This is a genomic window from Roseibium sp. RP-7 (assembly GCF_053005225.1).
Map to the genome: position 1 here is coordinate 805,414 of NZ_JBRKQA010000001.1, position 24,721 is coordinate 830,134.

Consider the following 24,721-nt stretch of genomic DNA (forward strand, 5'->3'; position numbering starts at 1 on the left):
TCCCGGTAACTGGTTTTGTTGAAGAAGAAGGTTGGCCGTGTCCCAGTCCATGCCCCCAAGATCCTATTACGCGCCGACCGGCGGTCATCCCGGTCAGGAAACACTCCTGACAGACCGGGCTGTCTTTACCGATGCCTATGCGGTCATCCCGAAAGGCACCATGCGTGACATCGTCACCAGCTATCTGCCGTTCTGGGACAAGACCCGCCTGTGGGTGCTGTCGCGCCCATTGTCAGGTTTTGCCGAAACCTTCTCGCAATATATCGTCGAAGTGTCGCCGGGTGGCGGCTCTGACCGGCCGGAGACAGACCCTTCCGCCGAAGGTGTGCTGTTCGTTGTCGAAGGTGAGGCTGTCCTGACAGCCGACGGACAGCGATACGACCTGAGGCCCGGAAGCTACGCCTTCCTGCCGCCGCAAACCGACTGGAGCCTGAAGAACACAGGCAGTGAACCGGTGCGGTTCCACTGGGTCCGCAAGGCGTTCGAGCCTGTTGAGGGCCTGGAGCGACCAACACTTTTCGTCACCCACGAAAACGACATCGAACCGCGGGCAATGCCCGGCACGGACGGCAAATGGGCGACGACCCGCTTCGTCGATCCGGAAGACGTGCGCCACGACATGCACGTCAACATCGTCACCTTCCAGCCGGGTGCCGTCATCCCGTTCGCGGAAACCCATGTGATGGAACACGGGCTTTATGTCCTGGAAGGCAAGGCGGTCTATCGCCTCAACCAGGACTGGGTCGAGGTGGAAGCCGGCGACTACATGTGGCTACGCGCCTTCTGCCCGCAGGCCTGCTATGCCGGTGGCCCGGGCCCGTTCCGCTACCTCCTCTACAAGGACGTCAACCGCCACATGAAGCTGCAGGCGGCAGGCCGTTTCGAGGCCAGTTCCCGGCAGAGCTTCCGCAGCGCCGCGGAGTAAAGAGAAAAGCCCCTTCCTCCTTGCACCCTCATCCTTCGAGACGGACCTGACGGTCCTCCTCAGGATGAGGGAGAGGGTGGGATTGGCCGCTTCAGGGTGTGGGTGTAACGAACTCCTCTGGATCAGGTCGGGAGTGAAGCAAGCGCCCTCATCCCACGGTCTTCGTTTGCGGCGGAGCGATTTCGCCGCCGAGGGCGGCGGTCAGTGCAGCGGCCGCCGCCTTCACCGCTTCTGCGAAGGGTCCGATCCTGTCCGGGCTGACCCGGCTGGTCGGGCCCGAGACGGACAGACCGGCGACAGCTTCGCCATAGTGATTGAACACGGGTGCCGCGATGCAACGCATTCCGAGGTTCTTTTCTTCCCCGTCGATCGAGAACCCGCGTGCACGGATCGCTTCCAGGTCCGCGGTCAGCAGGCCCGCGTCACACAATGTGTGCTCGGTGAAGCGTTCCCGGTCGGTCTGCTTCAGGATACGCTTGCATTGATCCTCGTCCATGAAAGCCAGAAGCGCCTTGCCGATGCCGGAGGCATGTAGCGGTGACAAGGTGCCGGGCGGGAAGAAGGCACGAATGCTTTCGTGGGTTTCGACCTGGCTGACAAACAGCACCTGGTCCGCCTGTGCCACACCAAGATTGGCCGTTTCCCCTGTCTGCTCCATCAGGGAGCGCAGGACAGGACGCGCCCGTTCCACCAGACTGGTGCGCCTTAAAAATCGTGCGCCGATGATGAAGGCGCCCGGACCTATGTGCCAGAGCTGCTGCGCCTGGTCGAATTCCACCAGGCCACGTGTCTCCAGCGTGAACAGGATGCGATAGAGCGTTGCCGTGGATTCTCCAAGCTGATCCGACAGGGCTGAAAGAGAGACGCCGGACTGGGAGCTCAGATGCTCGAACACCGCCATCGCCCGGTCGAGCGACTTGATGGTGTTCTGTTCGGTCTTGTCGTCCCAGGCACGCGGTCGCCCACGGGCGCGTCTGGTGGCGGAACTATCGGATTTGAGATCTGTCATCAGCTCATTTTTTCGGAATTTGAAAAATCAATTCACCATATGAAAAATATAACATACTGACAAGATTGGCAATTTATACAAAATCTATTTTTGAAAAAATATTTTAAAAAAATTGCGGAGCTTCGCCCCTGCACGGTACCGTTTCTCAAAATTCATAAGAGGAAACGGCCATGAGCTTCCAAAATCCTGTTTTCATTCCCGGCCCCACCAACATGCCGGAAGCGCTCCGCAGAGCGTGCGACATGCCGACCCTGGACCATCGCTCGCCGCTGTTCGGACAGATCCTGCAGCCCGCGCTTGCAGGCGTCAAAAAGGTGCTGAAGACGGAAATCGCCGAGGTGTTCCTGTTTCCGTCGACCGGAACCGGCGGCTGGGAAACCGCGATCACCAACTGCTTGAGCTCCGGCGACAAGATCCTGGCTGCCCGCAACGGCATGTTCAGCCATCGCTGGATCGACATGTGCCAGCGCCACGGCCTAAAGGTTGAGGTTGTCGAGGCAGCCTGGGGCACGGGGCTGCCGGCAGACCGCTACGAGGAAATACTCGCCGCGGACACAAACCACGAGATCAAGGCGGTGCTGGCAACCCACAACGAAACCGCGACCGGCGTCAAATCCGACATTGCCGCGGTGCGCCGCGCGCTGAATGCCGCGAAGCATCCGGCGCTGCTCTTTGTCGATGGCGTCAGCTCGATTGCCTCGATGGATTTCCGCATGGACGAATGGGGTGTCGATGCCGCGGTCACGGGCTCCCAGAAAGGCTTCATGTTGCCACCGGGGCTTGCCATCATCGCCCTGTCGCCAAAGGCACAGGCTGCCGTTGAAAGCGCCCGGTTGCCGCGCACCTTCTTCGATGTTCGCGACATGATGAAAGCCTACGCCAACAACGCCTATCCCTACACGCCGGCCGTCGGCCTGATGAACGGGTTGAAGCAGAGCTGCGACATGCTGCTGGCAGAGGGCCTCGACAATGTCTTTGCCCGGCACCACCGCATTGCAGAAGGCGTGCGTGCCGCGGTCCGGGCCTGGGGCCTGGAGCTTTGTGCGCAGACACCGGACGTCTATTCGGATTCGGTCAGCGCGATCCGTACGCCCGAGGGCTTCAACGCCACCGGCATCGTTACCCACGCCGCCGCGAAATACGGCGTCGCCTTCGGCGTCGGCCTCGGAGAGGTCGCAGGCAAGGTGTTCCGTATCGGCCACCTGGGCAGCCTGACCGACGTCATGATGCTGTCGGGGCTGGCGACCGCCGAAATGGTCATGGCCGATCTCGGCCTCGACATCCAACTGGGCTCCGGTGTTGCGGCCGCCCAGGAAGTCTATCGCAGCGACAGCGCCATTGCCTCGAAGGAAGCCGCATGAAAACCGACGCCTTGACCCAGTACATCCCGACGCTTGAGGACATGCTCGTCGCTCATGAGCGCATCAAGCCGCATATCCACCGCACGCCGGTTCTGACCTCCTCGTTCCTGAACGAGCTGACCGGTGCGGAACTGTTCTTCAAATGCGAGAACTTCCAGAAGGCAGGCGCCTTCAAGGTGCGCGGTGCATCCAACGCCGTCTTCGGTCTGGACGAGGAAACCGCCAAGGCCGGTGTGGCGACCCATTCCTCCGGCAACCACGCGCTCAGCCTGTCCTATGCGGCTGGCCGGCGGGGCATTCCGTGCCACGTGGTCATGCCGAGAACGGCGCCACAGGCCAAGAAGGATGCCGTTCGTGGGTACGGCGGCATCATCACCGAGTGTGAACCGTCCACCTCCAGCCGCGAAGCGGTCTTTGCGGAGGTCGAGGCCCGGACCGGAGCGGAATTTGTTCATCCCTACAATGACCCGCGTGTCATCGCCGGTCAGGGCACCTGTTCCAAGGAATTGATGGAGCAGACAGATGGTCTTGATGCGGTTGTCGCACCGATCGGCGGTGGCGGCATGGTCTCAGGTACCTGCCTGACCCTGTCGAACCTGGCGCCCGAAGTGAAGATCTTTGCTGCCGAACCGGAGCAGGCAGATGATGCTGCCCGCAGTTTCAAGGCGGGTCACATCATTGCCGACGACGCTCCGGAAACTGTTGCCGACGGGCTGAAGGTGCCGCTCAAGGAGCTGACCTGGCACTTCGTCTCGAACCACGTCACCGACATCCTGACCGCGTCGGAACAGGAAATCGTCGACGCCATGCGTCTGATCTGGGCGCGGATGAAGATCGTCATGGAACCGTCTTCCGCCGTGCCGCTGGCAACGATCCTGAAGAACAGGGACGTCTTTGCCGGCAAACGCGTCGGCATCATCATCACCGGCGGCAATGTCGATCTCGGTAAATTACCCTGGAGCATCCTGCGTTCCGAGGACCGCAGCTAAGATGCTCCATCGCCCTAAAAACGATCAACTTTTCAGCTTTCGGATGAATTCCGAAAGCTGGTTGATCTGGAATGCCTGAGCCATTTGGAGAAGAAAAATGAACGCACAAACCGGATTTGAAAAACTCGAAGTCGGCTTCGACATTCCCGCCCTGCCCGGCATGGACGAGGCCGATATCCAGACGCCTTGCCTGGTGCTCGATCTCGATGCACTGGAGCGCAACATCAAGAAGATGGGCGACTACGCCAAGGCCCACGGCATGCGTCACCGGGTGCATGGCAAGATGCACAAGTCGGTCGATGTCGCAAAGCTGCAGGAACGGCTCGGCGGTGCTGTCGGGGTCTGCTGCCAGAAGGTTTCGGAAGCCGAGGTCTTTGCCCGTGGCGGTATCAAGGACATCCTGGTGTCGAACCAGGTTCGCGACAAGGCCAAGATCGATCGTCTGGCCCGGCTGCCCAAATTTGGCTGCCGCACCATCGTCTGTGTCGATGATCTTGCCAATGTTGCCGATCTGTCTGAAGCCGCTGCAAAGCACGGCACCACGCTGGAAGTCTTCATCGAGATCGATTGCGGTGCCGGTCGTTGCGGCGTTACCACGAGCGAGGCGGTTGTCGAAATCGCCAAGGCAGTGGACGCGGCAAGGAACCTGAAGTTCAGCGGCATCCAGGCCTACCAGGGCGCCATGCAGCACATCGACAGCTATGAAGCCCGCAAGGACAAGCTCGACATTGCCATTGCGATGGTCAAGGACGCCGTCGAGGCGTTGAAGAAGGAAGGCCTGGAGCCGGAACTCGTTTCAGGTGGCGGCACGGGCTCCTACTATTTTGAATCCAATTCGGGCGTCTACAACGAGCTGCAATGCGGTTCCTATGCCTTCATGGATGCAGACTACGGCCGCATTCTCGATAAGGACGGCAAGCGCATCGACCAGGGGGAATGGGAAAATGCCTTCTTCATCCTGACCCAGGTGATGAGCCACGCGAAAGCCGACAAGGCGATCTGTGATGCGGGCCTCAAAGCCCAGTCCGTCGACAGCGGTCTGCCGTTCATCTACGGCCGCAACGATGTCGAATACATCAAGTGCTCGGACGAGCACGGGGTCATTGCCGACCCGAAGGGTGTTCTGCAGGTGGGCGAGAAGCTGAAGCTGGTGCCCGGCCACTGCGACCCGACCGCCAACGTCCACGACTGGTATGTCGGCGTGCGGGGCGGCAAGGTTGAGACGGTCTGGCCGGTCTCGGCCCGCGGCAAGGCTTACTGAAGTTACGACTTAAGGCCTCCCTTTCGTCATCCCGGCCAAGCGCAGCGCGAGCCGGGACCGGAGAGCCACCTGGTCTTCGGGTTTAACCCGATACGCCCCGGCTCACCGATCCCGGATCTCCGCTACGCTGCGTCCGGGATGACGATGGAGGGTTTGGCATTAAGTGCACAAACGAACACCAACACCTCATCCTGAGGAGGGCAGACAAGCCCGTCTCGAAGGATGGGCCAAACACTCCGAGCGAGCCGCCTATCCTTCGAGACGGCGCTTCGCACCTCCTCAGGATGAGGTCGGGGGAAGACGATGTTTTGCTGGAGACACACATGATCATCGTTCCTGAAAAGGAAATCGCCGGCCTGATCGGCCGCCAGGAATCCTTTGACGCTGTCGAAAGCGTCTTTGCTGCCATGGCGGGCGGGGCGGCCTATAATTTTCCGGTTATTCGCGAGGCAATCGGCCATGCCGATGCGCTATACGGGTTCAAGTCGGGCTTCGACCGGTCCTCGCTCGCGCTCGGCCTGAAATCCGGCGGATACTGGCCGGGCAACATGGCAAAGGGCCTGACCAACCACCAGTCGACCGTGTTCCTGTTCGATGCCGATACCGGCAAGGCGAAGGCCGTCGTCGGCGGCAACCTGCTGACCGCCCTCAGAACAGCGGCAGCATCTGCGGTTTCCATCAAGCATCTGGCACGCAAGGACGCGAAGGTGCTTGGCATGATCGGAGCCGGCCACCAGTCCGCATTCCAGATGCGGGCCGCTGCCGAACAGCGCGACTTCGAAAAGGTTCTCGGCTGGAACCTTCATCCGGAGATGCTGGTGCGTCTGGAGGAAACGGCGAACGAACTCGGTCTGCCCTACGAATCTGTCGATCTGGCCAGGCTGGGTGCGGAAGCCGACGTGATCATCTCGATCACTTCCAGCTTCGATCCGATCCTGATGGAAGAGCATGTTTCGCCGGGCACGCATATCGCGTGCATGGGCACCGATACCAAGGGCAAACAAGAAGTCGATGTTGCGCTTGTTGCCAAGGCAAAGCTCTTCACGGATGAAGTCGCTCAGTCAGCGACGATCGGTGAATGCCAGCATGCGGTGGCCAGCGGAATTGTCTCTGAGGACAATATAATTGAGATCGGCGCGGTCATTAATGGTAATCATCCAGGCAGGACGTCGCAGAGCGATATCACCCTCTTCGACGGTACCGGCGTCGGCCTTCAGGATCTTGCCGTGGCATCCGCCGCGGTCGATCTGGCAATCCAGAAGGGCGTCGCGATCGAAGTGGATTTCTAGACGGACCGTGGAAAATGCGGATTGTGATCAACGGGTTCGGCCGGATCGGCCGGACCCTCTTGCGTCAAGTGCTGAAGCTTCCGGAAACGGAACGCATCGAGGTGGTGCGGATCAACGATATCGCACCGCTTGAGACCTGTGCCTATCTCTTCAAGTATGACAGCGTCTTCGGTCCGTGGACGGGCGAAGTAACAGCGGGCGAGGGCACCTTGACGGTAGACGGACGCGAGATTGTCTTCTCCGCCGAGCCCGATTTGTCTTTCCTTGATCTTTCCCAGGTGGACGTGGTGCTGGAATGCACCGGCAAGGCTGACACGCGCGAGATCGCGGAACGTGGCCTGAAAGCCGGCGCTGCCAACGTGTTGATTTCAGGCCCCTCCAGGGCAGCCGATATCACCCTGGTGCTTGGCGCGAACGAAGACCAGCTAGGCGACCACCGCATCGTCTCCAACGGTTCCTGCACCACCAATGCCCTCGCTCCGCTGCTACGCGGTCTTGATGATGCTATCGGCATCAAGAGCGGGCACATGACCACCATCCACTGCTACACCGGCAGTCAGCCGATGGTGGACGCCCCGAGGGGGCCGCTGGAGCGCAGTCGTGCCGGCGGCGTCTCCATGGTGCCCACCACCACCAGCGCCACCAAGCTTGTCGGCAAGGTTCTGCCGCAGCTTGAGGGCAAGATCAGCGGCGCTGCGGTCCGGGTGCCAGCGATCAGCGTTTCCGCGGTCGACCTGACGGTGACGCTCGCACAGCCCGTGAAGGCCCCCTTCAACACCAGACTGCTCGAGATCTTTTCCGGCAATCCTGTGATCGGCTTCGTACGGGACCGGGTGGTATCGACGGACATGCGTGCGCGACCTGAATCCCTGGTTATCCATCTGCCTGAAACGCTCGAGGCCAATGACTACCAGGTGCGTATTTTCGGCTGGTACGACAACGAATGGGGCTTTTCCGCCCGCATGATCGACATGGCACGGCTGATGGCGGGGCGGTAGGGACACAATTTCTCCTCGCCTGTCATTGCGCACAAGTACAGCTTGGCTGTACGCAGATCCGGAACCCAGCGCATCAGCGTGAGCGAAGCGAACACCTCTCAAAAATAGAGACGCGTTTTCAGCGCGAAATATGTCTGGGTTCCGGATCTGCGTCCGGCTGCGCCTCCCTTGTCCGGAATGACGGAGGGGGAAATTTCCAACTGCTGAAACGCCTGAAATTCTTCCCTGCAGACCCCCTCCATCGTCATCCCGGCCAAACGAAGTGCGAGCCGGGATCGGGTCCACAGAGGACGGGGGTCTTTTACGTTGCATATCGACAGACCCCGGATTTCCGCTGCGCTGCGTCCGGGATGACGTGCAAGAAGTCATAAAAAAGGGCCGCTCACGCGGCCCTTTCTCATACTGGTATGGCTTGTCCTTACGCGGTTTCTTCCTTCGGCAGGGAGCCGCGTCCGTGGCCCGAGAGACCGCCGGAGACCTCTTCGGTGGATTCGTCGGAGAGTTCTTCCGGCAGCACCAGGTTGAGGACGATGGCGATCAGGGCAGCCGGCAGCAGGCCGCTGGTCAGAAGGATACGTGCGGTGTCCGGCATGTGCTGCAGGGCGCCCGGTTCCAGCTGCAGGCCGAGACCGATGGAAAGCGAAATGGCGAAGATCACCATGTTGCGCCGGTTCCAGTTCACATCCGACAGCATCGAGATACCGGCGGCAACAACCATGCCGAACATCACGATGACACCCCCGCCGAGAACCTCGATCGGAACGGTGCGGATGACCGCGCCGACCTTCGGGATCAGACCGCAGACGATCAGGAAGATCGCGCCGATGGTCACCACATGGCGGCTCATGACGCCGGTCATGGCGATGAGGCCGACGTTCTGGCTGAAAGAGGTGTTCGGGAAACCGCCGAAGAAACCGGCGACAGCCGTGCCGAGACCGTCGGCAAACGTCGCACCGGCGATTTCCTTGTCGGTCGCTTCCCGGCCGGCGCCACCCTTGGTGATGCCGGATACATCGCCCACGGTTTCCACCGCGGAAACGAAGGCCATCAGGCAGAAGCCGAGCACGGCCGCGAACGAGAATTCGAAGCCGTATTTGAACGGCTGCGGCAGGGCAAAGACGGCCGCACGGTCCCAGGACGTGGAGACGGCTTCAAAGGTCAGCATGCCGGTGGCAAGGGCGAAGATGTAACCGGCGATCAGACCGAGCAGAACCGCGGAGACCGACATCATGCCCCTGCCGAAGAACTTCAGCCCGAGTGTCACCACGATCACCACCAGAGCGGCCGCCCAGTTGAGCAGCGAGCCGTATTCCGGCGTGCCGATGGCGGGGACGCCGCCGGCGGCATACTGGATGCCCACCTGAACCAGCGCGAGACCGATCATCGTCACCACAAGTCCTGTCACCAGGGGAGGCAGGGCGAAGCGGATCTTGCCGATGACGAGGCCAAGGCACGCATGGAAGAAACCGCCGATGATCACGCCCCCGAACAGAGCCGCGAGACCGTCGACCCCCTTGCCGGCAACAAGCGGAATCATGATCGGCAGGAAGGCAAAGGATGTGCCTTGAACGATCGGCAATGCCGCACCGACCGGGCCGAGGGTGATCGTCTGCAACAGGGTCGCGACGCCGGCAAAGACCATCGACATCTGGATGAGATAAAGCAGTTCGGGAAAGTCGGGAGAATTGGACCCGAAGCCGAACCCGGCTGCACCGGCCACGATGATGGCAGGTGTGACGTTGGAGACGAACATGGCCAGGACATGCTGGATGCCGAGCGGGATCGCCTTGTAAAGCGGTGGCGTGTAATTGGGATCCCGGAGCTGCTCCGGAGATCCGATCGATGAATTAGACATTTCTGCTCCTCTGAAGGTCGTGTGAACGTCTCCGCCTCGTTGAGCGGGCAGGGATCGTTCTGAAAGGGAGGCTTATTCCTTGTTGTCGGCCTCCACTGTCCAAGGGTCGGGAAACCAGTGTTCCTCCAGGTTGGTTCCTTCCCCGATGCGGTCCACGACCGCGTAGCGGCCCGCTTGCCAGAGCGGGGCCAAAACACCGTGCCAGGTGCCGCGATACAGGTTGATCGCCTGTCCGGGCTGGCTGATGAATGCCTTCAGGTTGACCGGCTGGCCATTCTCGTCGTCAGCGACGACAACCAGCATCGGCACACCGTCCAGCGGTATGAAGGCCTGACTGCCTTCCGGGTGTCGCTCGACCATGTCGACGACATAGGGAAACGACCGGGCCTTGGCATCGAACAGGCTGATGCCTGCCCGGCCTTCGCCGAAGTCGAGCTTCGCCCGGTCATGATGACGGCCGCACATGCCCTGATTTATGATTTTGTCGGGTGCGCCCGCCACCTCGAGAACATCGCCATAGGGGGCGAAGGCCTCTGCGGTCAGGATCGATGGGGCAATGAGACGGCTCACGGCAGCAGGTCCTTGAGCCGGAACTGGGCAATCCGTTCCACCTGGCGACAGGCTTCCTTGAATTCGGTCGCCCGGTCGTTGTCGATCCGGCGCTGGAAGGCAGCCATGATCGAGGCCTTGTCATGATCGCGCACTGCGATAATGAACGGGAAGCCGTGTTTTTCGACGTAGGTATTGTTCAGCCGGGTAAAGGTCTCGCGTTCCTCGTCGGTCAGCATGTCGAGACCGGCGCTGGCCTGCTCGTTGGTGCTTTCCGCCGTCAGGCGGCCTGCCTGTGCCAGCTTTCCGGCCAGATCCGGGTGGGCAGTCAGAACGCCGAGGCGCTCTTCCTCGCTTGCGGAGCGGAACATGCGGCACAGCGCGTTGTGAACACCGGCGGCACAGTCATGAGCCGGGCCGAGTTCCAGCTCGAAGGCACGTTCGGCGATCCAGGGGGAGTGCTCGAAGATGCCGCCGAAGGTTTTGACGAACTCGGCTTTTTCCATGCGGCTGGGGCGAAGACCCTTCTGCGGCGGGTGTGTCTTGGCCCAATGGTCAGCGATCTCGATGCGGCGCGGGCACCAGACGCCTTCATGAGCCTGGATATGATCGATGAACTTCTTCAGCGCCATGATCTTGCCCGGACGGCCGACGAGGCGGCAATGCAGGCCGATGGACATCATCTTCGGCGTGTCCGTCGTGCCTTCCTCATAAAGCATGTCGAAGGCGTTCTTCAGATAGAGGAAGAAATCCTCTCCATCCGTCCATCCCGGTGCCGTCGCGAAGCGCATGTCGTTGGCTTCCAGCGTATAGGGAATGATCAGCTGATCACGGCCATCGGAATCCAGCCAATAGGGCAGATCATCATCATAGGTGTCTGAAATATAGGCAAAACCGCCCTCCTCGGCGACGAGGCGAACGGTGTTTTCCGAGCAACGGCCCGTGTACCAGCCGAGCGGGCGACTGCCGACCACTTCCGTGTGCAGGCGGATCGCCTCGGCAATGGCCGCACGTTCCTCTGCTTCGGGCATATCCTTGTGTTCGACCCACTTCAGGCCATGGCTGGCGATTTCCCAACCAGCGTCCTTCATTGCCTGTACCTGTTCCGGGCTGCGGGCCAAAGCGGAAGCGACACCATAGATGGTCAGCGGAATATCGGCCCGCGTAAACAGCCGGTGCAGGCGCCAGAAACCGGCGCGGGCGCCGTATTCATAGATGGATTCCATGTTCCAGTGACGCTTGCCCTGCCACTGGGCCGCACCCGGAATATCAGACAGGAACGCCTCGGACGCCGCATCGCCATGCAGCACGCAATTCTCGCCGCCTTCCTCGTAATTCAACACGAACTGGACAGCGACCCTGGCCCCGCCTGGCCACTTTGGATCCGGCGGGTTCTGACCATAGCCACGCATGTTCCGGGAATAGCGATTCAAGACGGACCTCCTCGTGATACCAACGTGTTTTGAACCAAGCAAAGACTATGCCTCATTCAAGGGCTGGCATGTTGTCTTCTTATAAAACAGAATAATGGACATGACTTTCTCGTCTTTTTAGAAAGTGCTTCCTGTGAACCACGGGTGCCCTTCGATTGAGGCCCACAGCATCATGCGCGCAAACTGACATTTGGAGGAGGCCAAGATGGCCGGTTACCTGACGACTCACGTGCTCGACACCGCCCAGGGTTGCCCTGGAAAAGGCATCAAGATCGATCTTTATGCAATTGATGGTGACAACAGGACCTACGTCCGCAGCCTGGAAACCAACGACGACGGCCGCACCAACAGCCCGATCCTGCCGAAAGACGAATTCAAGACCGGAACCTACGAGCTGGTGTTCCATGTCGGCGCCTATTTCGACGCCGCAGGAATCGCTTTGCCGGACCCGAAGTTTCTCGACACGGTGCCGCTGCGGTTCGGCATGTCGGAAGAAGCCCACTACCACGTGCCGCTTCTGGTCTCGCCATTCAGCTATTCGACCTATCGGGGGAGTTGAGGAAAGTCGCTGTTTCGAGTGTCTTTCCAAAGTTTCAGCCTCATCCTGAGGAGCGAGCCTGCTCGCGTCTCGAAGGATGGGACCCTTGCTCGAAACAAGCGGCCCATCCTTCGAGACGGACCTAAGGTCCTCCTCAGGATGAGGTTTTTTGCTGTGCTGGGGTATCGACAGCTTCGATCGGTGATCACCCGTCCGGACAAGGTTGAAGCGCTACCGGCTAATCGATTTCATTCTGCTTTCCGCGGACTTCTTGGAACGCCTCGGCAGGCAATCCATTGCCCGTCTCCTTCTTCATGATGATTTCACGGTGCGGATACGGGATGCCGACGTTGTTTTCCTTGAAGGTGTCCCAAAGCGCCAGCAACACCTTGCCGCGTACGTTGGTGAGGCCCTGTTGCGGATCGCGGATCCAGAAACGCAGGACGAAGTCGAGTGAACTGTCGCCGAAGCCCGTAAGCCAGCAGACCGGACGGCGGGAGCCTTCCACCCGGCCGACCGTCATCGCCGCTTCGATGGCAAGCTTCGAAACTTCATGCGGGTCGGCGTCGTAGGAGACGCCGAAATTGACGTCAAGGCGGACAAGTTCGTCGCTGAAGGACCAGTTGATCACACGGTGGGTGATGAAGTCCTCGTTCGGGATCAGATATTCGCGTCCGTCCCGCGTTACCACTGAAACGAAGCGGGCGCGCAACTCGCGGATCCAGCCGAACGTGCCCTCCAGCGAGATGGTGTCGCCGGGTTTGATCGACTTGTCGAGCAGGATGATGATGCCGGAAATGAAGTTGGAAATGACCTTCTGCAGGCCGAACCCGAGACCGAGGCCGACCGCCCCGGTAAAGACGGTGAAGGCGGAGAGATCGATGCCAACCGAGGAAAGCGCAATCGTTCCGGCCACCAGGATCAGCCCGAACTTGGCGACCTTGCCGATCAACACGCGGATCGACGGGGTCAGCTCATCCGACTTTTGTACCTGCTCATCGAAATAGCGCCCGAGGACCACCGCGACCCAGACGGTTGCAAACAGCAAGAGAACCGCCTTCAGGATCAGCAGCAAGGACAACCGCATCTCGCCGAGTGGCAATGCCAGACTGTCGAGGAAGGTGCCGGCCTCGTCGTCAAAGCCCAGAATGACCAGCGCAACATAGATCCAGGCGAGCCAGCTGAGCGTTCTTGCCACCAGCCGGTTGCGGATAACCCTCGACAGAACCGAGACAAACAGCCAGGCGAGCGACAGCGACAGGGCGATCGCGATGAAATGGCTCCGGCTCGGCCAGGTGACGCTGCGCATCACCGTAAGCGCAATGAACAGGAACAGGCTGAAGAAGATCCACTCGATCCGCCGGAGCAGGGCCACCACCACACGAAGCAAGCCCGGATGGCCCCTGATTTCACGTGCACGGGCTTCAAGCCTCGGCTCGACGCGAAGGCTCAGCAGCTTGGCCAGGCCGAACAGAACTACGATGATGGCGAGCTGATAGGCAAACCAGGGCGCAGTCAGGTAGCTGAGAGCCAGCGTGGCCCAGGATTGAAGTTCGGCAACGAAACTTTCGAGGTTCATCAAACCACCCGTCCGTCTGTTTCCCGTCGAAGCATCAACAGCTTAACAGCATTCCTGGCCCGCGGCCAAGGCGGCTGCAAAACGCGTGCTTCTTCGAGAAGGATACGGCGCGGCCGTGCAGGTGGTTCACACAGGCGGCTTTAGCTGGCGCTGTCGATCTCCAGCTCAGCGCGGAAACGGGACACCCAGTCGGCATTGGTGGCATCTGCCAGTTTGGCAACGCCGGGCACGACACCCTCCGCTGCTGACGCTTCCAGGCCGAGCCGTTGAAGAACCAGTCTCAGCGTGGCCTGCGGATCTGCCGAAAGCGCGTCATAGGTAACCCGAAGTGGGGAAATGCCCTGGATTTCGAACCAGGCTTGCCAGTCGCGGTCAAACCGGGTGAAGCGATCGTGACAGGCGCGGATTTCAGCGGCGTCATATTGCAATTCGCGCGGTTCCGACAATCGCTCGAGCTCGGTGCCGTCCGGAGCCCTGTGCCAGAGGCCGGATTGCTCGGCGCGAACGAAGGAAACCGCCTGGTCGACCTTGTCAGCACGGGTCAGGTGAATGAACAGCGTCTTGCCGAAGGCTGCTTCAAGACGTGCAAGATCGCTTTCATGAGCCGGATGCAGGATGGCCAGCTGTTTCATGAAGAAATCGAAGCTGTGCCGCTGCAGCCGCAGGCCAAAAAGACCTTTGCCCCGCGTGCCCTTTTCGATAGCTGCCGCAAAGATGCGGCGCAGCGTTGCCTGCTCGTTTTCCCCCGGCACAACATCGATATTCAGGTCCTCAAGCCAATCCTCCTGGGACGGTACGTGAAAATAGGAGCCCGGGTGCCCGGAAACACCCGTCGCCGCCAGAAGCTTGCAGAGCAGCGTGCTGCCGCTACGGGGGGAGGTGCACAGGATGTAGGACGAGTAGCCGATCATGGGGTGTTCATTTCAAGGATCGACGACAGGTGCAAGACAGCTGAAGCAAAGCGAGGGGATTGCACTGGACACAGGCTTGAACTTGCGACGGATTTTGATCAAGAGGTGTCCGGCGGGCAACACTCTGTCCGTGAATTTGCCAGAGAGGATCGCTCATCCCGAGGTTGGCCGATGCCTCGAACTATTGGCGGCAAATCCGGAGCAAGCGGCCCATCCTTCGAGACAGCGCTGCGCGCTTCCTCAGGATGAGGGGGCTGGGGGGCTGGAAGATCGTCTCTGTTGCCGGACAGGTTTTGGGATACCTTGACAACCGCGCAGACGTTTCGTTTGCCATAGCCGGCAGTGCCGTTTTCGTTCAATCCCCGCCCCCCAAGGCCGTCACCCCGGACAAGCGCAGCGCAGATCCGGGGCCTACTCGCAGAGGCAGCTCGCTGAAGCGGTCGCATTGAGAACCACGCCTGAATTCTGGAAATGAGCAGACCCCGGGTCTCGCGTTGCTCGCCCGGAGGGACTTCAAAGGGATTAACACCGGCGTATGTTTGCGTCTGAGGTCTTGCTGGCAAGCACTCAAGTTACGCCAAGCGACGACTGTCACACCGCCATCAGTCGCAGGCGGCGGTGATAATGATCTCGACCTTCAACTCCGTCCGGGCAAGTTTGGATTCGCCGCAGGCCCGTGCAGGGGCATGTCCTTCGGGCACCCAGGCGTCCCAGACGGAGTTCATGTCGGCGAAGTCGCTCATGTCCGACAGCCAGACGATGGCTTGCAGAATATTCTTGCGTGAGGACCCTGCCTTTTCCAGCAAAGTGTCGATGCGCGAAAGGCAATCCCGGGTCTGGTCGACGACGCTCGTGCCATCGCCCACCTGTCCGCACAAATAGGCAACGCCGTTGTGCTTGACGATTTTGCTCATGCGGGGGCCGGTTTCGATGCGTTCTATCATGTGACGGGTTCCTGTTCGTCGGTTTCTAGATCTGTCATGGCCGCCAGTTCACCGAGTGTGACCGGTTTCAGGGGTGGCCGGATGCGGTAATAGCCGGTGCCGTCCTGTGAACGTCCACTTTCGTCCGCGAGAAGGTTCGTGACCGTCAGGCCACAATAGCGGCCCTGGCACGGGCCCATGCCGGGCCGTCCGAAAGCTTTGGTCTGGTTGGGTCCAAGGCAGCCCAGACCGGCATAGCGGCGAATATCGCCTGCTGTGACTTCCTCACAGCGGCAGACGATGGTGTCGTCGGCAGGCAGCAAGGCTTCGCGGAAAGGCGGATAGGCCCTGTCTATGAATGGCCGGGCGGCAAGTTCGGTTTCCAGTTGCCGATTCAGTGGGGCGGCGTTCCGGTCACGATCTGCCGGCGTGGTTTTACCGAGATCGCAAGCGATTGCCAGAGCGGCCAGCCTGCCTTGAAGTTGCGCAGCTGTTGCACCGCCAATACCCGCGCTATCACCGGCAATGAATACGTCCGGAAGCTGCGTGCGGCCCCAGCCATCCTTTTCCGGCACGAAGCATTGCTGAACTGCGTTCCAGTGATGCGGCACATCGATGGAGCGTGCAGCCTGAGTGTTAGGAACCACACCATGATGCAGCAGCACCGTTGCACACTCCAGCCTGTGCCGTTTGCCTTCCGATGTGAAGCTTATCGTTTCGGCCTGCGCCTTGCCGTCAATGGCAATTGCCGATGCGCCGGTGTAGCGGGGAACGCCCGCCTTGCGGATTTCGGCAAGCAGACCCAACCCCTTGGCAAGTAGTCGCCAGCTGCGCAGCGCTCCGGACAAATGCCGAAGCGCTGCCCGCCTGTCGGCGAATGTCTGTGTTTCCACCAGAGCCAGGGGCGGTGTGCCTGCCCGGTACATCTGGGCGGCGACCAGATAAAGCAGGGGACCGCTTCCGGCCAGAACCGCCCTTTCGCACATGAGGCCGGATTGCTTCAACAGGATCTGCGCCGCACCTGCGGTCATCACGCCCGGCAGGGTCCAGCCCGGGACTGGCATCGGCCGTTCCAGCGCGCCGGTGGCTATCAGCAGGCGTCTGGCTTTTGCGGCGGAGGCAGCACCGTCTCGTGTGAAGGAGACGCGTGGCCCTTTTTCGATTTGCCACGCGGTTGCGCCGCTCAGATGCCGGATCATCGGATGATCCAGCTCCTCGGTGAGAGCCTTTCCCTTGGTGTAATCGCTGCCAAGGATCTGCGCCCGGCCTTCCGGCACGCTTCCGACGCTGCGATAGATCTGTCCGCCGGACCGGGCCTGCTCGTCCAGAAGCAGAACGGAAAGCCCAGCATCCGCCGCCGTTCTGGCAGCCGCCATTCCCGCCGGACCGGCGCCGAGGACAAGGAGATCAGCTTCAAGCATCACCATCTCCTCCGGTGCCCGGCATGCCAATATTCATGCCGGCGGTCACCTCAGTCATACAGGCCTGGCGGGTGACACCGTCGATTTCGACAAGGCAATCGAAACAGGCGCCCATCATGCAGAACGGCCCACGCTCTGCGCCTGAAACGGGCGTCTGCCGGAAGGAACGGACACCGGCAGCCAGAAGTTCGGCTGCCAGATTACCGCCGTCGCGCAGCATCAGGTCCTTGCCGGCGAAGCGAACGCGGACCCGCCCGGCACTTTGTTCCAGCTCACGAAAGGGCGAAGCGGTCTTCACTGAACACCTCCAGGTCTGGCGCCGTGTTTGTCTTTTCCAGCCAGTCGGGCAGGAAAGAGGCATGGGCGGCGGCTAGCGTGATGCCGCTATGACAGGTCACGAGGAACGCGCCCGGCATCTCCGGACTTTCCTGATAAATCGGTAGGCCGTCAGGCGAGAGAACGCGCAAGGCACCCCAGCTGCGCACCAGTTGAGCCTTGGCCAGAATGGGATAGGCGGCGATCGCTTCGGCCGCGAGACCGGCAAGCCCCTTGGCGGTGACCTTGTCGTTGAAGCCGACTTCTTCGTTGGTCGCGCCGATTTGTATGCCACCTTCATCGACCTGGCGTGCAATCAGGGACGGCCGGTTGAGGATTCTGGGCAGTTTTTCCGTAATCAGAACCTGGCCGCGCTGCGGCCGGATAGGCGCCTTGAAGCCGAGTTTCGGGCCGAGTGCAGCCGAACCGAGACCGGCAGCCAGCACCAGCTTGTTCGCTTCGACCACGGTGCCATCGCTGCAGTTGATCCTGAAAGAGCTGTCACGCGTGACTGTGTCGACCGTCTTCCCGTTCAGCACGGTTCCACCGTTGCCGCGTACACCGGCAGCAAGGCCTCGCAGCAACTTCAACGGATTGGCGTGGCCGTCCTGATGATGAAGAATGGCCCCGGCGACTTTCGGGCCGACTTCCGGCTCTTCCCGGCGCAGTTCGTTGTGGCCCAGGATTTCATAAGGATAATCACCGCCAAGCTTTGCCTTCAGAATTTCATACTGGGCAACTGTCTCGGCTAGTGTCTCGTCCGAGAAATGGAGATCGTAGCCGCCCTTCTGCTCCAGCGCAGCGTCAAAGCCGGTGGCTTCGCGCAAGCTGGCTGCGAAATCTGCCCACGCGGCGGCGGAGCGCTGCGACCAGCGGGCATAGGCAGGCTGTTTCATGCCCTTGGATTGCACCCAGACGAGGCCAAAGTTGCCCCGGCTGGCGCGGAAACTGCCGTCGTCACCGTCAAGAACGGTGACCGACCTGCCGCGCTGGAGCAGACCCCAGGCAACGGAAAGCCCCACGACGCCTCCACCAATGATGGCGTAGTCCGATTCCATGATGTTTCCCGAATAAGATCAATGTCCGGGCGGCGGTTGCCGCCCGGCGGTTCACGGCTGTCAGTTAAGGGCCTTGTCGAGGATCGACTGGCCCCACTCCTGACCGACATCGTTGAGAAGCTCCGGCCAGACCGTTTCGCGAACCTTGGCAGCCATGCCTGCAAGCTGTTCGTCGGTGAGTTCAACCACATTCGCGTCGAGTTCGTCGGCAAGACGCTGTTCCCATTTGCCCTGGTCTTCCTCGGCAACAACCCAGCGTGCAGCCTCGAAGTCTTCAGCAGCCTTCTTCATGGCCGCCTGGTCGTCTTCATCGAGACCGGAAAGAGCCTCGTTGGAGATGATCATGAACCAGACCTCGAAATGAGTGTTCGCTGGAATGTAGGACTTGGTCACGTCCCGGAACGACGCGTAGTAGCCTTCCGCGCCGGAGCCGATGACACCGTCGACCACACCGACCTGAATGGCCGTGAAGGCTTCGGAGAAGGGGATCGGTGCCGGAATATAGCCGAGCGCCTCACCGGTGAGCTGGAAGCTCTTGATGCCTGGAACACGAACCTTGATGCCCTTTGGCTCGGTGGTGCCCGGTGTGACAGCGTCGCGGTTGAGCGAAATACCGCCGAAATAGACCGGGTAGGCCGCGAGCATGGTGATGTCCTGCTTTGAGAACAGTTCGGCCATGGTTTCGTGCAGCACACCGTCGGGACCGTAGATCTTGCGGGCGTCTTCCCAGTTGGAGGCAAGGAACGGCACGGACGCGATCTGCATGCGCCTGTCCGTGCCGGTTGCCGCCGGCTGGGTTGCCATTTCGATGGCGCCGACGGAAACACGTTCCTGGACGGTGGTGTAGTCGCCCAAGGCCGAAGCGGCGTAGATCTCGATGTTGACGTCGCCGCCGGTGGCTTCCTTCACGGCTTCGGCATAGGCCTTCAGTTCAACGTCGATGGTCGCGCCCTGTGGGCGGACGTGGCTCATCTTGAAATCGGCCGCCTGGGCAGCTCCGGAAAGTCCGATCAGTGTTGCGACGGCAGTCGCGGTCAGAAATTTCTTCATGTTGGTGTTCCCCGTGGTTTTCATGTTTGTCCTCCCAAGAAAGTCGGTTCGATTCTGTGTTTATGAGCCGGCTCAGTAGCCAAAGAGACGCGGCAGGTAGAGTGAAAGATCCGGCCAGAAAGAGGTCAGGAAGACCACCGGCACATATCCTGTCAGCACAAGGAACATCGCCGGCGGAATGACCTTGGTGACCTTCACCTTGCCGATGCGTGCGCCGAGATAGAGGATCGACGCATAGGGCGGGGTGACCCCGCCCATGGCGGTGTTGACACCCATGATCGCGGCGAACTGGACCGGGCTGATATCGAGCGCCTGCATCAGCGGCAGCAGAAGCGGCGCCACCAGGATGATGGCGGTGGCATCGTTGACGACCATGCCGATCAGGAACAGCAGGATGTTGATCAGGATCAGCAGAACGATCTTGTTCTCGGTGATGCCGAAGATGACGCTGACCAGTTTCTGCGGCACGCCCTCATAGACGAACATCTGTCCCAGGATCATGGAAAACAGGATCATCAGCATGATCGCGCCAACTGCCGTCGCCGCTTCCTTGCCGGCAAAGAGGAAGTTGTCGAGACGCAGGCCCTTGTAGATCAGGAAGCCGACCGGGATTGCGTAGATGACCGCAAGAGCGGCGGATTCGGTCGGTGTCATGATGCCGCCGTAGATGCCGCCAAGGATCATCACCGGCATCAGGAGGGCCGGAAAGGCATAGATGCCGCGTTTCGTGATATCGGCGGTGAACTCCCGCGCAGTCGGCTTTTCGTCCAGAACCAGGTTGAACTTGCGCGCCATCCAGAGGTTCACGGCCGAGAAGTTGAACATGATCAAGAGGCCCGGGCCGAGCGTTGCCAGGAAACAGGCTGCAATCGACGTGTCCGTTACCCAGCCGAACAGGATCATGGAGAGAGACGGCGGGATCAATAGGCCGAGGATCGACGAGTTTGCGATCAGCGCGGTGGCGTATTCCCTCGGATAACCGCGCTTTTCCATTTCGGGAATGAGCAGAGGCCCAATGGCGGAAATACCGGTGAGGCCCGAACCGGAAATCGCACCGATTATGGCGCAGCTGACCGCCGCAACGACGCCCAGACCGCCACGGACATGACCGACAAAGGCATTGACGAACCGCAGCAAGGCCGCCGCAATTCCGCTTTCCGACATGATGGTGCCGGCCAGAACGAACAGAGGAATGGCAAGCAGCGCCGGGTTGCCGAGCTGCTGGAAGCCCCAGAGTACCATGCCTTTCATGGTAACGTCGCCGATGAAATACATGACCATCAGTGCGGCGCCGAAGCACCAGGGCAGCGGGACGCCCAGGGTCAGCGTGATAACCAGAACAAGAATGGCCAGAAGCGCGATCTCGATCATCGTGCGCCTCCTTCCGCCGTCCGCAGGCTGCGGACATGCATCAGCAGATAGGTGACGGTGTAGGCCATCATCAGCACCAGCCCGACGACCAGCGCGACATCTGCATAGAAGGTCGGGATGTAAAGGGTCGGGCTCTCGCGCCAGACCCGCCAGGCATAGCGGGTGTAGTCCCACGCCCAGGTCAGCAGCCAGATGCCGACAACGAGGCTGATCAACTCGCCGACGATGGCCAGTATGGTGTGCTGGCGCTCTGTCTTGAGAAAGATTTCAAGGACGTTGGCGCGGATGTGGCTGTTTTCCCGCGAGGCGTTGACCGCGCCGAAAATATAGAGCCACAGCGTCGGATACATGATCGTTTCTTCCAGCCCCATCACCGGGACCTGAAGCACGTAGCGCGTGACGACCTGAACAAACTGGCCAAGCGCAACGATCAGGATCAGAGCCGTCAAAAGGCACTGCGTGAACCGTTCCAAAACCACCCCCGTATTGTTGGCGCCCTTTTTTTTGGCGCTCGAACACCCTCTGTCTGGAAGGGGAGTATGGAGTTGGCTAATCCATAAAGGCAAATTCGAAATATTGCTACTTTGATAGAGTGACTTTATAGTTTGGTTATGAACCTCTCCTTCCGCCAATTGCAGACTTTCGTGCAGGTAATGCGCACCGGATCCGTCTCCGAAGCAGGGCGTGCGCTGGGGCGAACGCAGCCTGCCGTCAGCGCCATGATCGCAGGGCTGGAACGGGAGGTCGGCTTCCAGCTGTTCGAGCGCGAACGCGGCCGCCTCGTGCCCAAGCCCGAAGCGCATTATTTTCTGGAGGAAGCGGAGTTTCTGCTGGAACGGCTGACACGTTCCACCCGCACGCTGCAGGACATCGGCAACCTGGAAAAGGGCAAGCTGCGTATTGCCTGCAATCCGGCTGCCTCCAGTTTCTTCATGCCCCGGGTTCTGGCCAACTTCTTGCGGGACAAACCTGACATCGAGGCCTCGCTGATGATGCGCTCATCGCCCGTCGTCACCGATTGGATCGCCTCCCAGCAATACGATATCGGCTTTGCCGAAACACCGGAGCCGCGGCGAACCATTATCTCGGAGGTCTTTGCCTTGCCGGGGGTTTGCGCCGTGCCGAAGGACGATCCGCTTGCCCGCAAGAAAGTCATCACACCCGCTGATCTTGACGGCAAGCCGATGGCGATGCTGTTTGACGATCACTCGATCAGCGAACAGACCCGCAAGGCCTTCAATGAGGCGGGAGCAAGGCTCAACAAGCGCTTCGAGCTCAGGACGTTCCTGCCCGCGCTGCAGCTGGTTTCCGAAGGTCTGTGCTACACGATCTGCGAGGGACTGTCGGCGATCAGCCACCAGGAAAGTTTCGGCGACCAGAACAGCCTGGTCTTCCGGCCTTTCAAGCCGGAGTGCTTTCTCAACATGTCGCTGCTTACCCCGGCCAACCGGCCGCTTTCCCTTCTGGTGGAAAGCTTTGCTGAGGTTTTGCGTGCCGAGATCAAGGCACTTGTGGAGAGAGCCGCCGGTCTCCGCGATCTTTCTTGAGGTCTTGGTGAAGAGGTGAGACGGCTAACCCTCAGTGGGCGTTTGCCAACTCCGCAAGTGATTTCTGGATATGCGCCACCATGAAATCCAGGAACAGGCGTACTTTCGGGTCCTGGCGGCGGCGGTGCGTGTAAAGGCAGGCCATCTGCACCGGGATCGGCGGTTCGTTTTCCAGCACCGGCACCAGTTTGCCCGAAGCCAGATAGTCGGCAACTTCAAACGCCGGTTTCAGCACGATGCCGTGGCCTTCCAGCGCCCAGCCGGTCAGGACATCGCCATGGTCGGATTCGAACGGGCCGGACACTGCGACGCGCTTGACGCCATTTTCCGTCTGCAGCGGCCACTGGAATTCCGGTGCACCGGGATAACGCATGTTGAGGCAGTCATGGCGGCCGGCGGCAAGCTCGTCGCTTGTTTTCGGGTTGCCCTTGCGGGCGAGATACTCCGGAGAGGCGCAAAGCAGCCGGTCGCAATCGGCGATCTTTCGGATCTTGAGATTGGAATCTTCCGGCAGGCCAAGGAAGAACGCGGCATCGAGACCTTCGCCCGTCAGGTCGACCTTGCGGTCGGACAGGCGCAGGCGAATGTCGATCAGCGGATTGGCTTCCTTGAATTTCGGGATCGCCGGGGCGATCAGCCGCTGGCCCATGCCGATGGGGGCGGCAACAAACAGCGTGCCGCGCGGTGAACGGGTGACATTGCTGATCTCCGCTTCTGCTTCTTCCACCGCCTCGATTATTTTTGTTGCACCGCGATAGAACAAGTTGCCATGCTCTGTCGGGCTGAGGGCTCGGGTGGTTCGCTGGAACAGGCGGACGTTCAGGTGCTCTTCCAGTTGGGACACCCGCGACGACGCGACGGCGGAGGAAATCCGCAGATCGCGTGCGGCGGCGGACATGTTGCCCAGCTCGTAAACGCGCAGAAAGGTTCGGATGTTTTCCAGATACGCCATGAGGATGTCCAACCGGGCCGGTTTATTGTTCCGATTTTTTTGAAACTGCTCGGAATTATCCCGAGATACCAGAAAATTCTTGCATGAGCTAGCTTGGGTCAAACGAATTTGGAGGGGAAGCAATGCTGGACATTGCCATCATTTGGGACTGGATCGCCTTTGCGGTTCGCTGGCTGCACGTGATTACGGCGATGGCCTGGATCGGCTCGTCGTTCTATTTCGTCGCGCTGGACCTTGGCCTGAAGAAAGCTCCGGATCTGCCCAAGGGGGCTCATGGAGAGGAATGGCAAGTCCACGGCGGCGGCTTCTATCACATCCGCAAGTTCCTTGTGGCCCCGGAAAACATGCCGGAACACCTGGTCTGGTTCAAATGGGAAAGCTATTCCACATGGCTGTCCGGCGCGGCTCTCCTGATGGTCGTCTACTGGGTCGGCGGCGAGCTTTACCTGATCGATCCGGCAAAGGCCGATCTTGCCCTTTGGCAGGGTATCCTGATTTCCGCCGGGTCTCTGACCATCGGCTGGCTGGTCTATGACCGGCTGTGCAAGTCGAAGCTCGGCGAAAGCCCGACGCTGCTGATGCTGCTGCTGTTCGCGCTGCTGGTGGCCATGGGATACGGGTACAACGAGATCTTCACCGGCCGCGCCACCATGCTGCATCTCGGTGCCTTCACCGCGACGATCATGACCGCGAACGTGTTCTTCATCATCATTCCGAACCAGAAGATCGTGGTGGCGGACCTGAAGGCAGGGCGGACCCCGGACGCAAAATACGGCAAGATCGCGAAGCTGCGCTCCACCCACAACAACTACCTGACCCTGCCGGTCGTGTTCCTGATGCTGAGCAACCACTATCCGCTCGCGTTCGCCTCGGAATACAACTGGCTGATTGCTGCCCTTGTCTTCCTGATGGGTGTCACCATCCGGCATTACTTCAACACCAAGCACACGGGTGCTCCGGCACCGACCTGGACCTGGCTGGCAACGGCGATCCTGTTCGTCGCCATTATCCAGCTGTCCATGGCACCGCTACAGCAGGATACCTGGGAAGCGTCGGAGGCCCGTCCGCTGACGCAGACCGAACAGGTATTCGCCAATGCGGAAGGCATCGATGATGTCATGAACATCATTCCCGGCCGCTGCGGCATGTGCCACGCCCGCGAACCCTTCTATGAAGGCATCCACTGGGCACCCAAGGGCCTGCATCTGGAAACCAAGGCAGACGTCGTGCGCGCCGCAAAGCAGATCTACCTCCAGGCCGGCGTCACCAACGCCATGCCGCCCGCCAACGTCTCCTTCATGGAAGAAGACGAGCGCAAGAAGATCATCGAATGGTACAAGAACGCCCGTGGACAGTTGTCTTTCGGTATGGCCGCAACGCACTGAGC

General features: G+C 60.4%; 23 protein-coding genes. 9 read left to right on the plus strand and 14 right to left on the minus strand.

From position 1 onward, the window contains the following. The first annotated feature begins 49 nt into the window (after positions 1-49). Positions 50-925: a bifunctional allantoicase/(S)-ureidoglycine aminohydrolase gene (locus tag ACVDG9_RS03660; RefSeq protein ID WP_447238280.1), complete on the plus strand. Its 876-nt coding sequence runs from the start codon at positions 50-52 to the stop codon at positions 923-925. Between the two features lie 148 nt (positions 926-1,073). Here ACVDG9_RS03660 and bhcR read toward each other — a convergent pair whose 3' ends face one another. Next, positions 1,074-1,934, minus strand: a complete 861-nt coding sequence (gene bhcR, locus ACVDG9_RS03665; protein WP_447237317.1) for an HTH-type transcriptional regulator BhcR — start codon at positions 1,932-1,934, stop codon at positions 1,074-1,076. A 170-nt stretch (positions 1,935-2,104) separates the two neighbouring features. Here bhcR and bhcA point away from each other — a divergent pair, with 170 nt between their 5' ends. From bhcA to ACVDG9_RS03690, 5 genes are all read left to right on the plus strand, one after another. After that, the gene (bhcA, locus tag ACVDG9_RS03670; protein WP_447237318.1) at positions 2,105-3,295 is read left to right on the plus strand and encodes an L-aspartate--glyoxylate aminotransferase BhcA; all 1,191 of its coding nucleotides are present in this window, start codon (positions 2,105-2,107) and stop codon (positions 3,293-3,295) included. Further along, positions 3,292-4,284 (plus strand): beta-hydroxyaspartate dehydratase BhcB, encoded by a 993-nt coding sequence (bhcB, locus tag ACVDG9_RS03675; RefSeq protein WP_168691349.1) that lies wholly within the window; start codon positions 3,292-3,294, stop codon positions 4,282-4,284. The genes bhcA and bhcB overlap by 4 nt, the downstream gene beginning before the upstream one ends. Positions 4,285-4,381: 97 nt before the next feature. Continuing rightward, positions 4,382-5,545 (plus strand): 3-hydroxy-D-aspartate aldolase BhcC, encoded by a 1,164-nt coding sequence (bhcC, locus tag ACVDG9_RS03680; RefSeq protein WP_289807314.1) that lies wholly within the window; start codon positions 4,382-4,384, stop codon positions 5,543-5,545. 323 nt (positions 5,546-5,868) lie between these two features. Beyond that, on the plus strand, positions 5,869-6,834 hold the full coding sequence (gene bhcD / locus ACVDG9_RS03685) for an iminosuccinate reductase BhcD (RefSeq protein ID WP_023002146.1): 966 nt from the start codon (positions 5,869-5,871) through the stop codon (positions 6,832-6,834). A 14-nt stretch (positions 6,835-6,848) separates the two neighbouring features. Beyond that, positions 6,849-7,832 carry a type I glyceraldehyde-3-phosphate dehydrogenase gene (locus ACVDG9_RS03690; RefSeq protein ID WP_447237319.1) on the plus strand — a complete coding sequence of 328 codons (984 nt, stop codon included), beginning with the start codon at positions 6,849-6,851 and terminating at the stop codon, positions 7,830-7,832. Between the two features lie 418 nt (positions 7,833-8,250). On the opposite strand, the gene ACVDG9_RS03695 is transcribed toward ACVDG9_RS03690, so the two are convergent. The 3 genes from ACVDG9_RS03695 to puuE form a co-directional block, all read right to left on the minus strand. Further along, a complete protein-coding gene (locus tag ACVDG9_RS03695; protein ID WP_023002143.1) occupies positions 8,251-9,687 on the minus strand; it encodes a uracil-xanthine permease family protein in 1,437 nt (478 codons plus the stop codon). A 72-nt stretch (positions 9,688-9,759) separates the two neighbouring features. Then, a complete protein-coding gene (locus ACVDG9_RS03700) occupies positions 9,760-10,257 on the minus strand; it encodes an ureidoglycolate lyase (RefSeq protein ID WP_023002142.1) in 498 nt (165 codons plus the stop codon). Further along, positions 10,254-11,648, minus strand: a complete 1,395-nt coding sequence (puuE, locus tag ACVDG9_RS03705; protein ID WP_023002141.1) for an allantoinase PuuE — start codon at positions 11,646-11,648, stop codon at positions 10,254-10,256. Before puuE ends, ACVDG9_RS03700 begins: the two co-directional genes overlap by 4 nt. Before the next feature lie 226 nt (positions 11,649-11,874). Between puuE and uraH the strand changes: the two genes are divergently transcribed. Continuing rightward, positions 11,875-12,228, plus strand: a complete 354-nt coding sequence (uraH, locus tag ACVDG9_RS03710; protein WP_062490355.1) for a hydroxyisourate hydrolase — start codon at positions 11,875-11,877, stop codon at positions 12,226-12,228. Positions 12,229-12,445: 217 nt separating this feature from the next. Here uraH and ACVDG9_RS03715 read toward each other — a convergent pair whose 3' ends face one another. From ACVDG9_RS03715 to ACVDG9_RS03755, 9 genes are all read right to left on the minus strand, one after another. Next, on the minus strand, positions 12,446-13,786 hold the full coding sequence (locus ACVDG9_RS03715) for a mechanosensitive ion channel family protein (protein WP_447237320.1): 1,341 nt from the start codon (positions 13,784-13,786) through the stop codon (positions 12,446-12,448). 140 nt (positions 13,787-13,926) lie between these two features. Continuing rightward, positions 13,927-14,697: a Stf0 family sulfotransferase gene (locus tag ACVDG9_RS03720; protein ID WP_447237321.1), complete on the minus strand. Its 771-nt coding sequence runs from the start codon at positions 14,695-14,697 to the stop codon at positions 13,927-13,929. Between the two features lie 602 nt (positions 14,698-15,299). Next, the gene (locus ACVDG9_RS03725) at positions 15,300-15,641 is read right to left on the minus strand and encodes a RidA family protein (protein WP_447237322.1); all 342 of its coding nucleotides are present in this window, start codon (positions 15,639-15,641) and stop codon (positions 15,300-15,302) included. Next, positions 15,638-17,041 (minus strand): FAD/NAD(P)-dependent oxidoreductase, encoded by a 1,404-nt coding sequence (locus ACVDG9_RS03730; protein ID WP_447237323.1) that lies wholly within the window; start codon positions 17,039-17,041, stop codon positions 15,638-15,640. Before ACVDG9_RS03730 ends, ACVDG9_RS03725 begins: the two co-directional genes overlap by 4 nt. Beyond that, positions 17,034-17,339, minus strand: coding sequence for a (2Fe-2S)-binding protein (locus ACVDG9_RS03735; RefSeq protein ID WP_447237324.1), 306 nt, complete (start codon positions 17,337-17,339; stop codon positions 17,034-17,036). The genes ACVDG9_RS03730 and ACVDG9_RS03735 overlap by 8 nt, the downstream gene beginning before the upstream one ends. Beyond that, on the minus strand, positions 17,314-18,414 hold the full coding sequence (locus ACVDG9_RS03740) for an NAD(P)/FAD-dependent oxidoreductase (RefSeq protein WP_023002133.1): 1,101 nt from the start codon (positions 18,412-18,414) through the stop codon (positions 17,314-17,316). The genes ACVDG9_RS03735 and ACVDG9_RS03740 overlap by 26 nt, the downstream gene beginning before the upstream one ends. 60 nt (positions 18,415-18,474) lie before the next feature. Continuing rightward, complete coding sequence (gene dctP / locus ACVDG9_RS03745) at positions 18,475-19,488, minus strand: TRAP transporter substrate-binding protein DctP (RefSeq protein ID WP_447237325.1); 1,014 nt, start codon at positions 19,486-19,488, stop codon at positions 18,475-18,477. Between the two features lie 48 nt (positions 19,489-19,536). Next, positions 19,537-20,835: a TRAP transporter large permease gene (locus ACVDG9_RS03750; RefSeq protein ID WP_055657662.1), complete on the minus strand. Its 1,299-nt coding sequence runs from the start codon at positions 20,833-20,835 to the stop codon at positions 19,537-19,539. After that, positions 20,832-21,308, minus strand: a complete 477-nt coding sequence (locus ACVDG9_RS03755; protein ID WP_055659371.1) for a TRAP transporter small permease — start codon at positions 21,306-21,308, stop codon at positions 20,832-20,834. The genes ACVDG9_RS03750 and ACVDG9_RS03755 overlap by 4 nt, the downstream gene beginning before the upstream one ends. Positions 21,309-21,446: 138 nt before the next feature. Here ACVDG9_RS03755 and ACVDG9_RS03760 point away from each other — a divergent pair, with 138 nt between their 5' ends. Continuing rightward, the gene (locus ACVDG9_RS03760; RefSeq protein ID WP_447237326.1) at positions 21,447-22,382 is read left to right on the plus strand and encodes a LysR substrate-binding domain-containing protein; all 936 of its coding nucleotides are present in this window, start codon (positions 21,447-21,449) and stop codon (positions 22,380-22,382) included. Between the two features lie 31 nt (positions 22,383-22,413). On the opposite strand, the gene ACVDG9_RS03765 is transcribed toward ACVDG9_RS03760, so the two are convergent. Next, positions 22,414-23,334 carry a LysR family transcriptional regulator gene (locus ACVDG9_RS03765; RefSeq protein ID WP_031269774.1) on the minus strand — a complete coding sequence of 307 codons (921 nt, stop codon included), beginning with the start codon at positions 23,332-23,334 and terminating at the stop codon, positions 22,414-22,416. Positions 23,335-23,456: 122 nt separating this feature from the next. Between ACVDG9_RS03765 and ACVDG9_RS03770 the strand changes: the two genes are divergently transcribed. Continuing rightward, positions 23,457-24,719, plus strand: coding sequence for a urate hydroxylase PuuD (locus ACVDG9_RS03770; protein WP_023002127.1), 1,263 nt, complete (start codon positions 23,457-23,459; stop codon positions 24,717-24,719). Positions 24,720-24,721 lie beyond the last annotated feature (2 nt).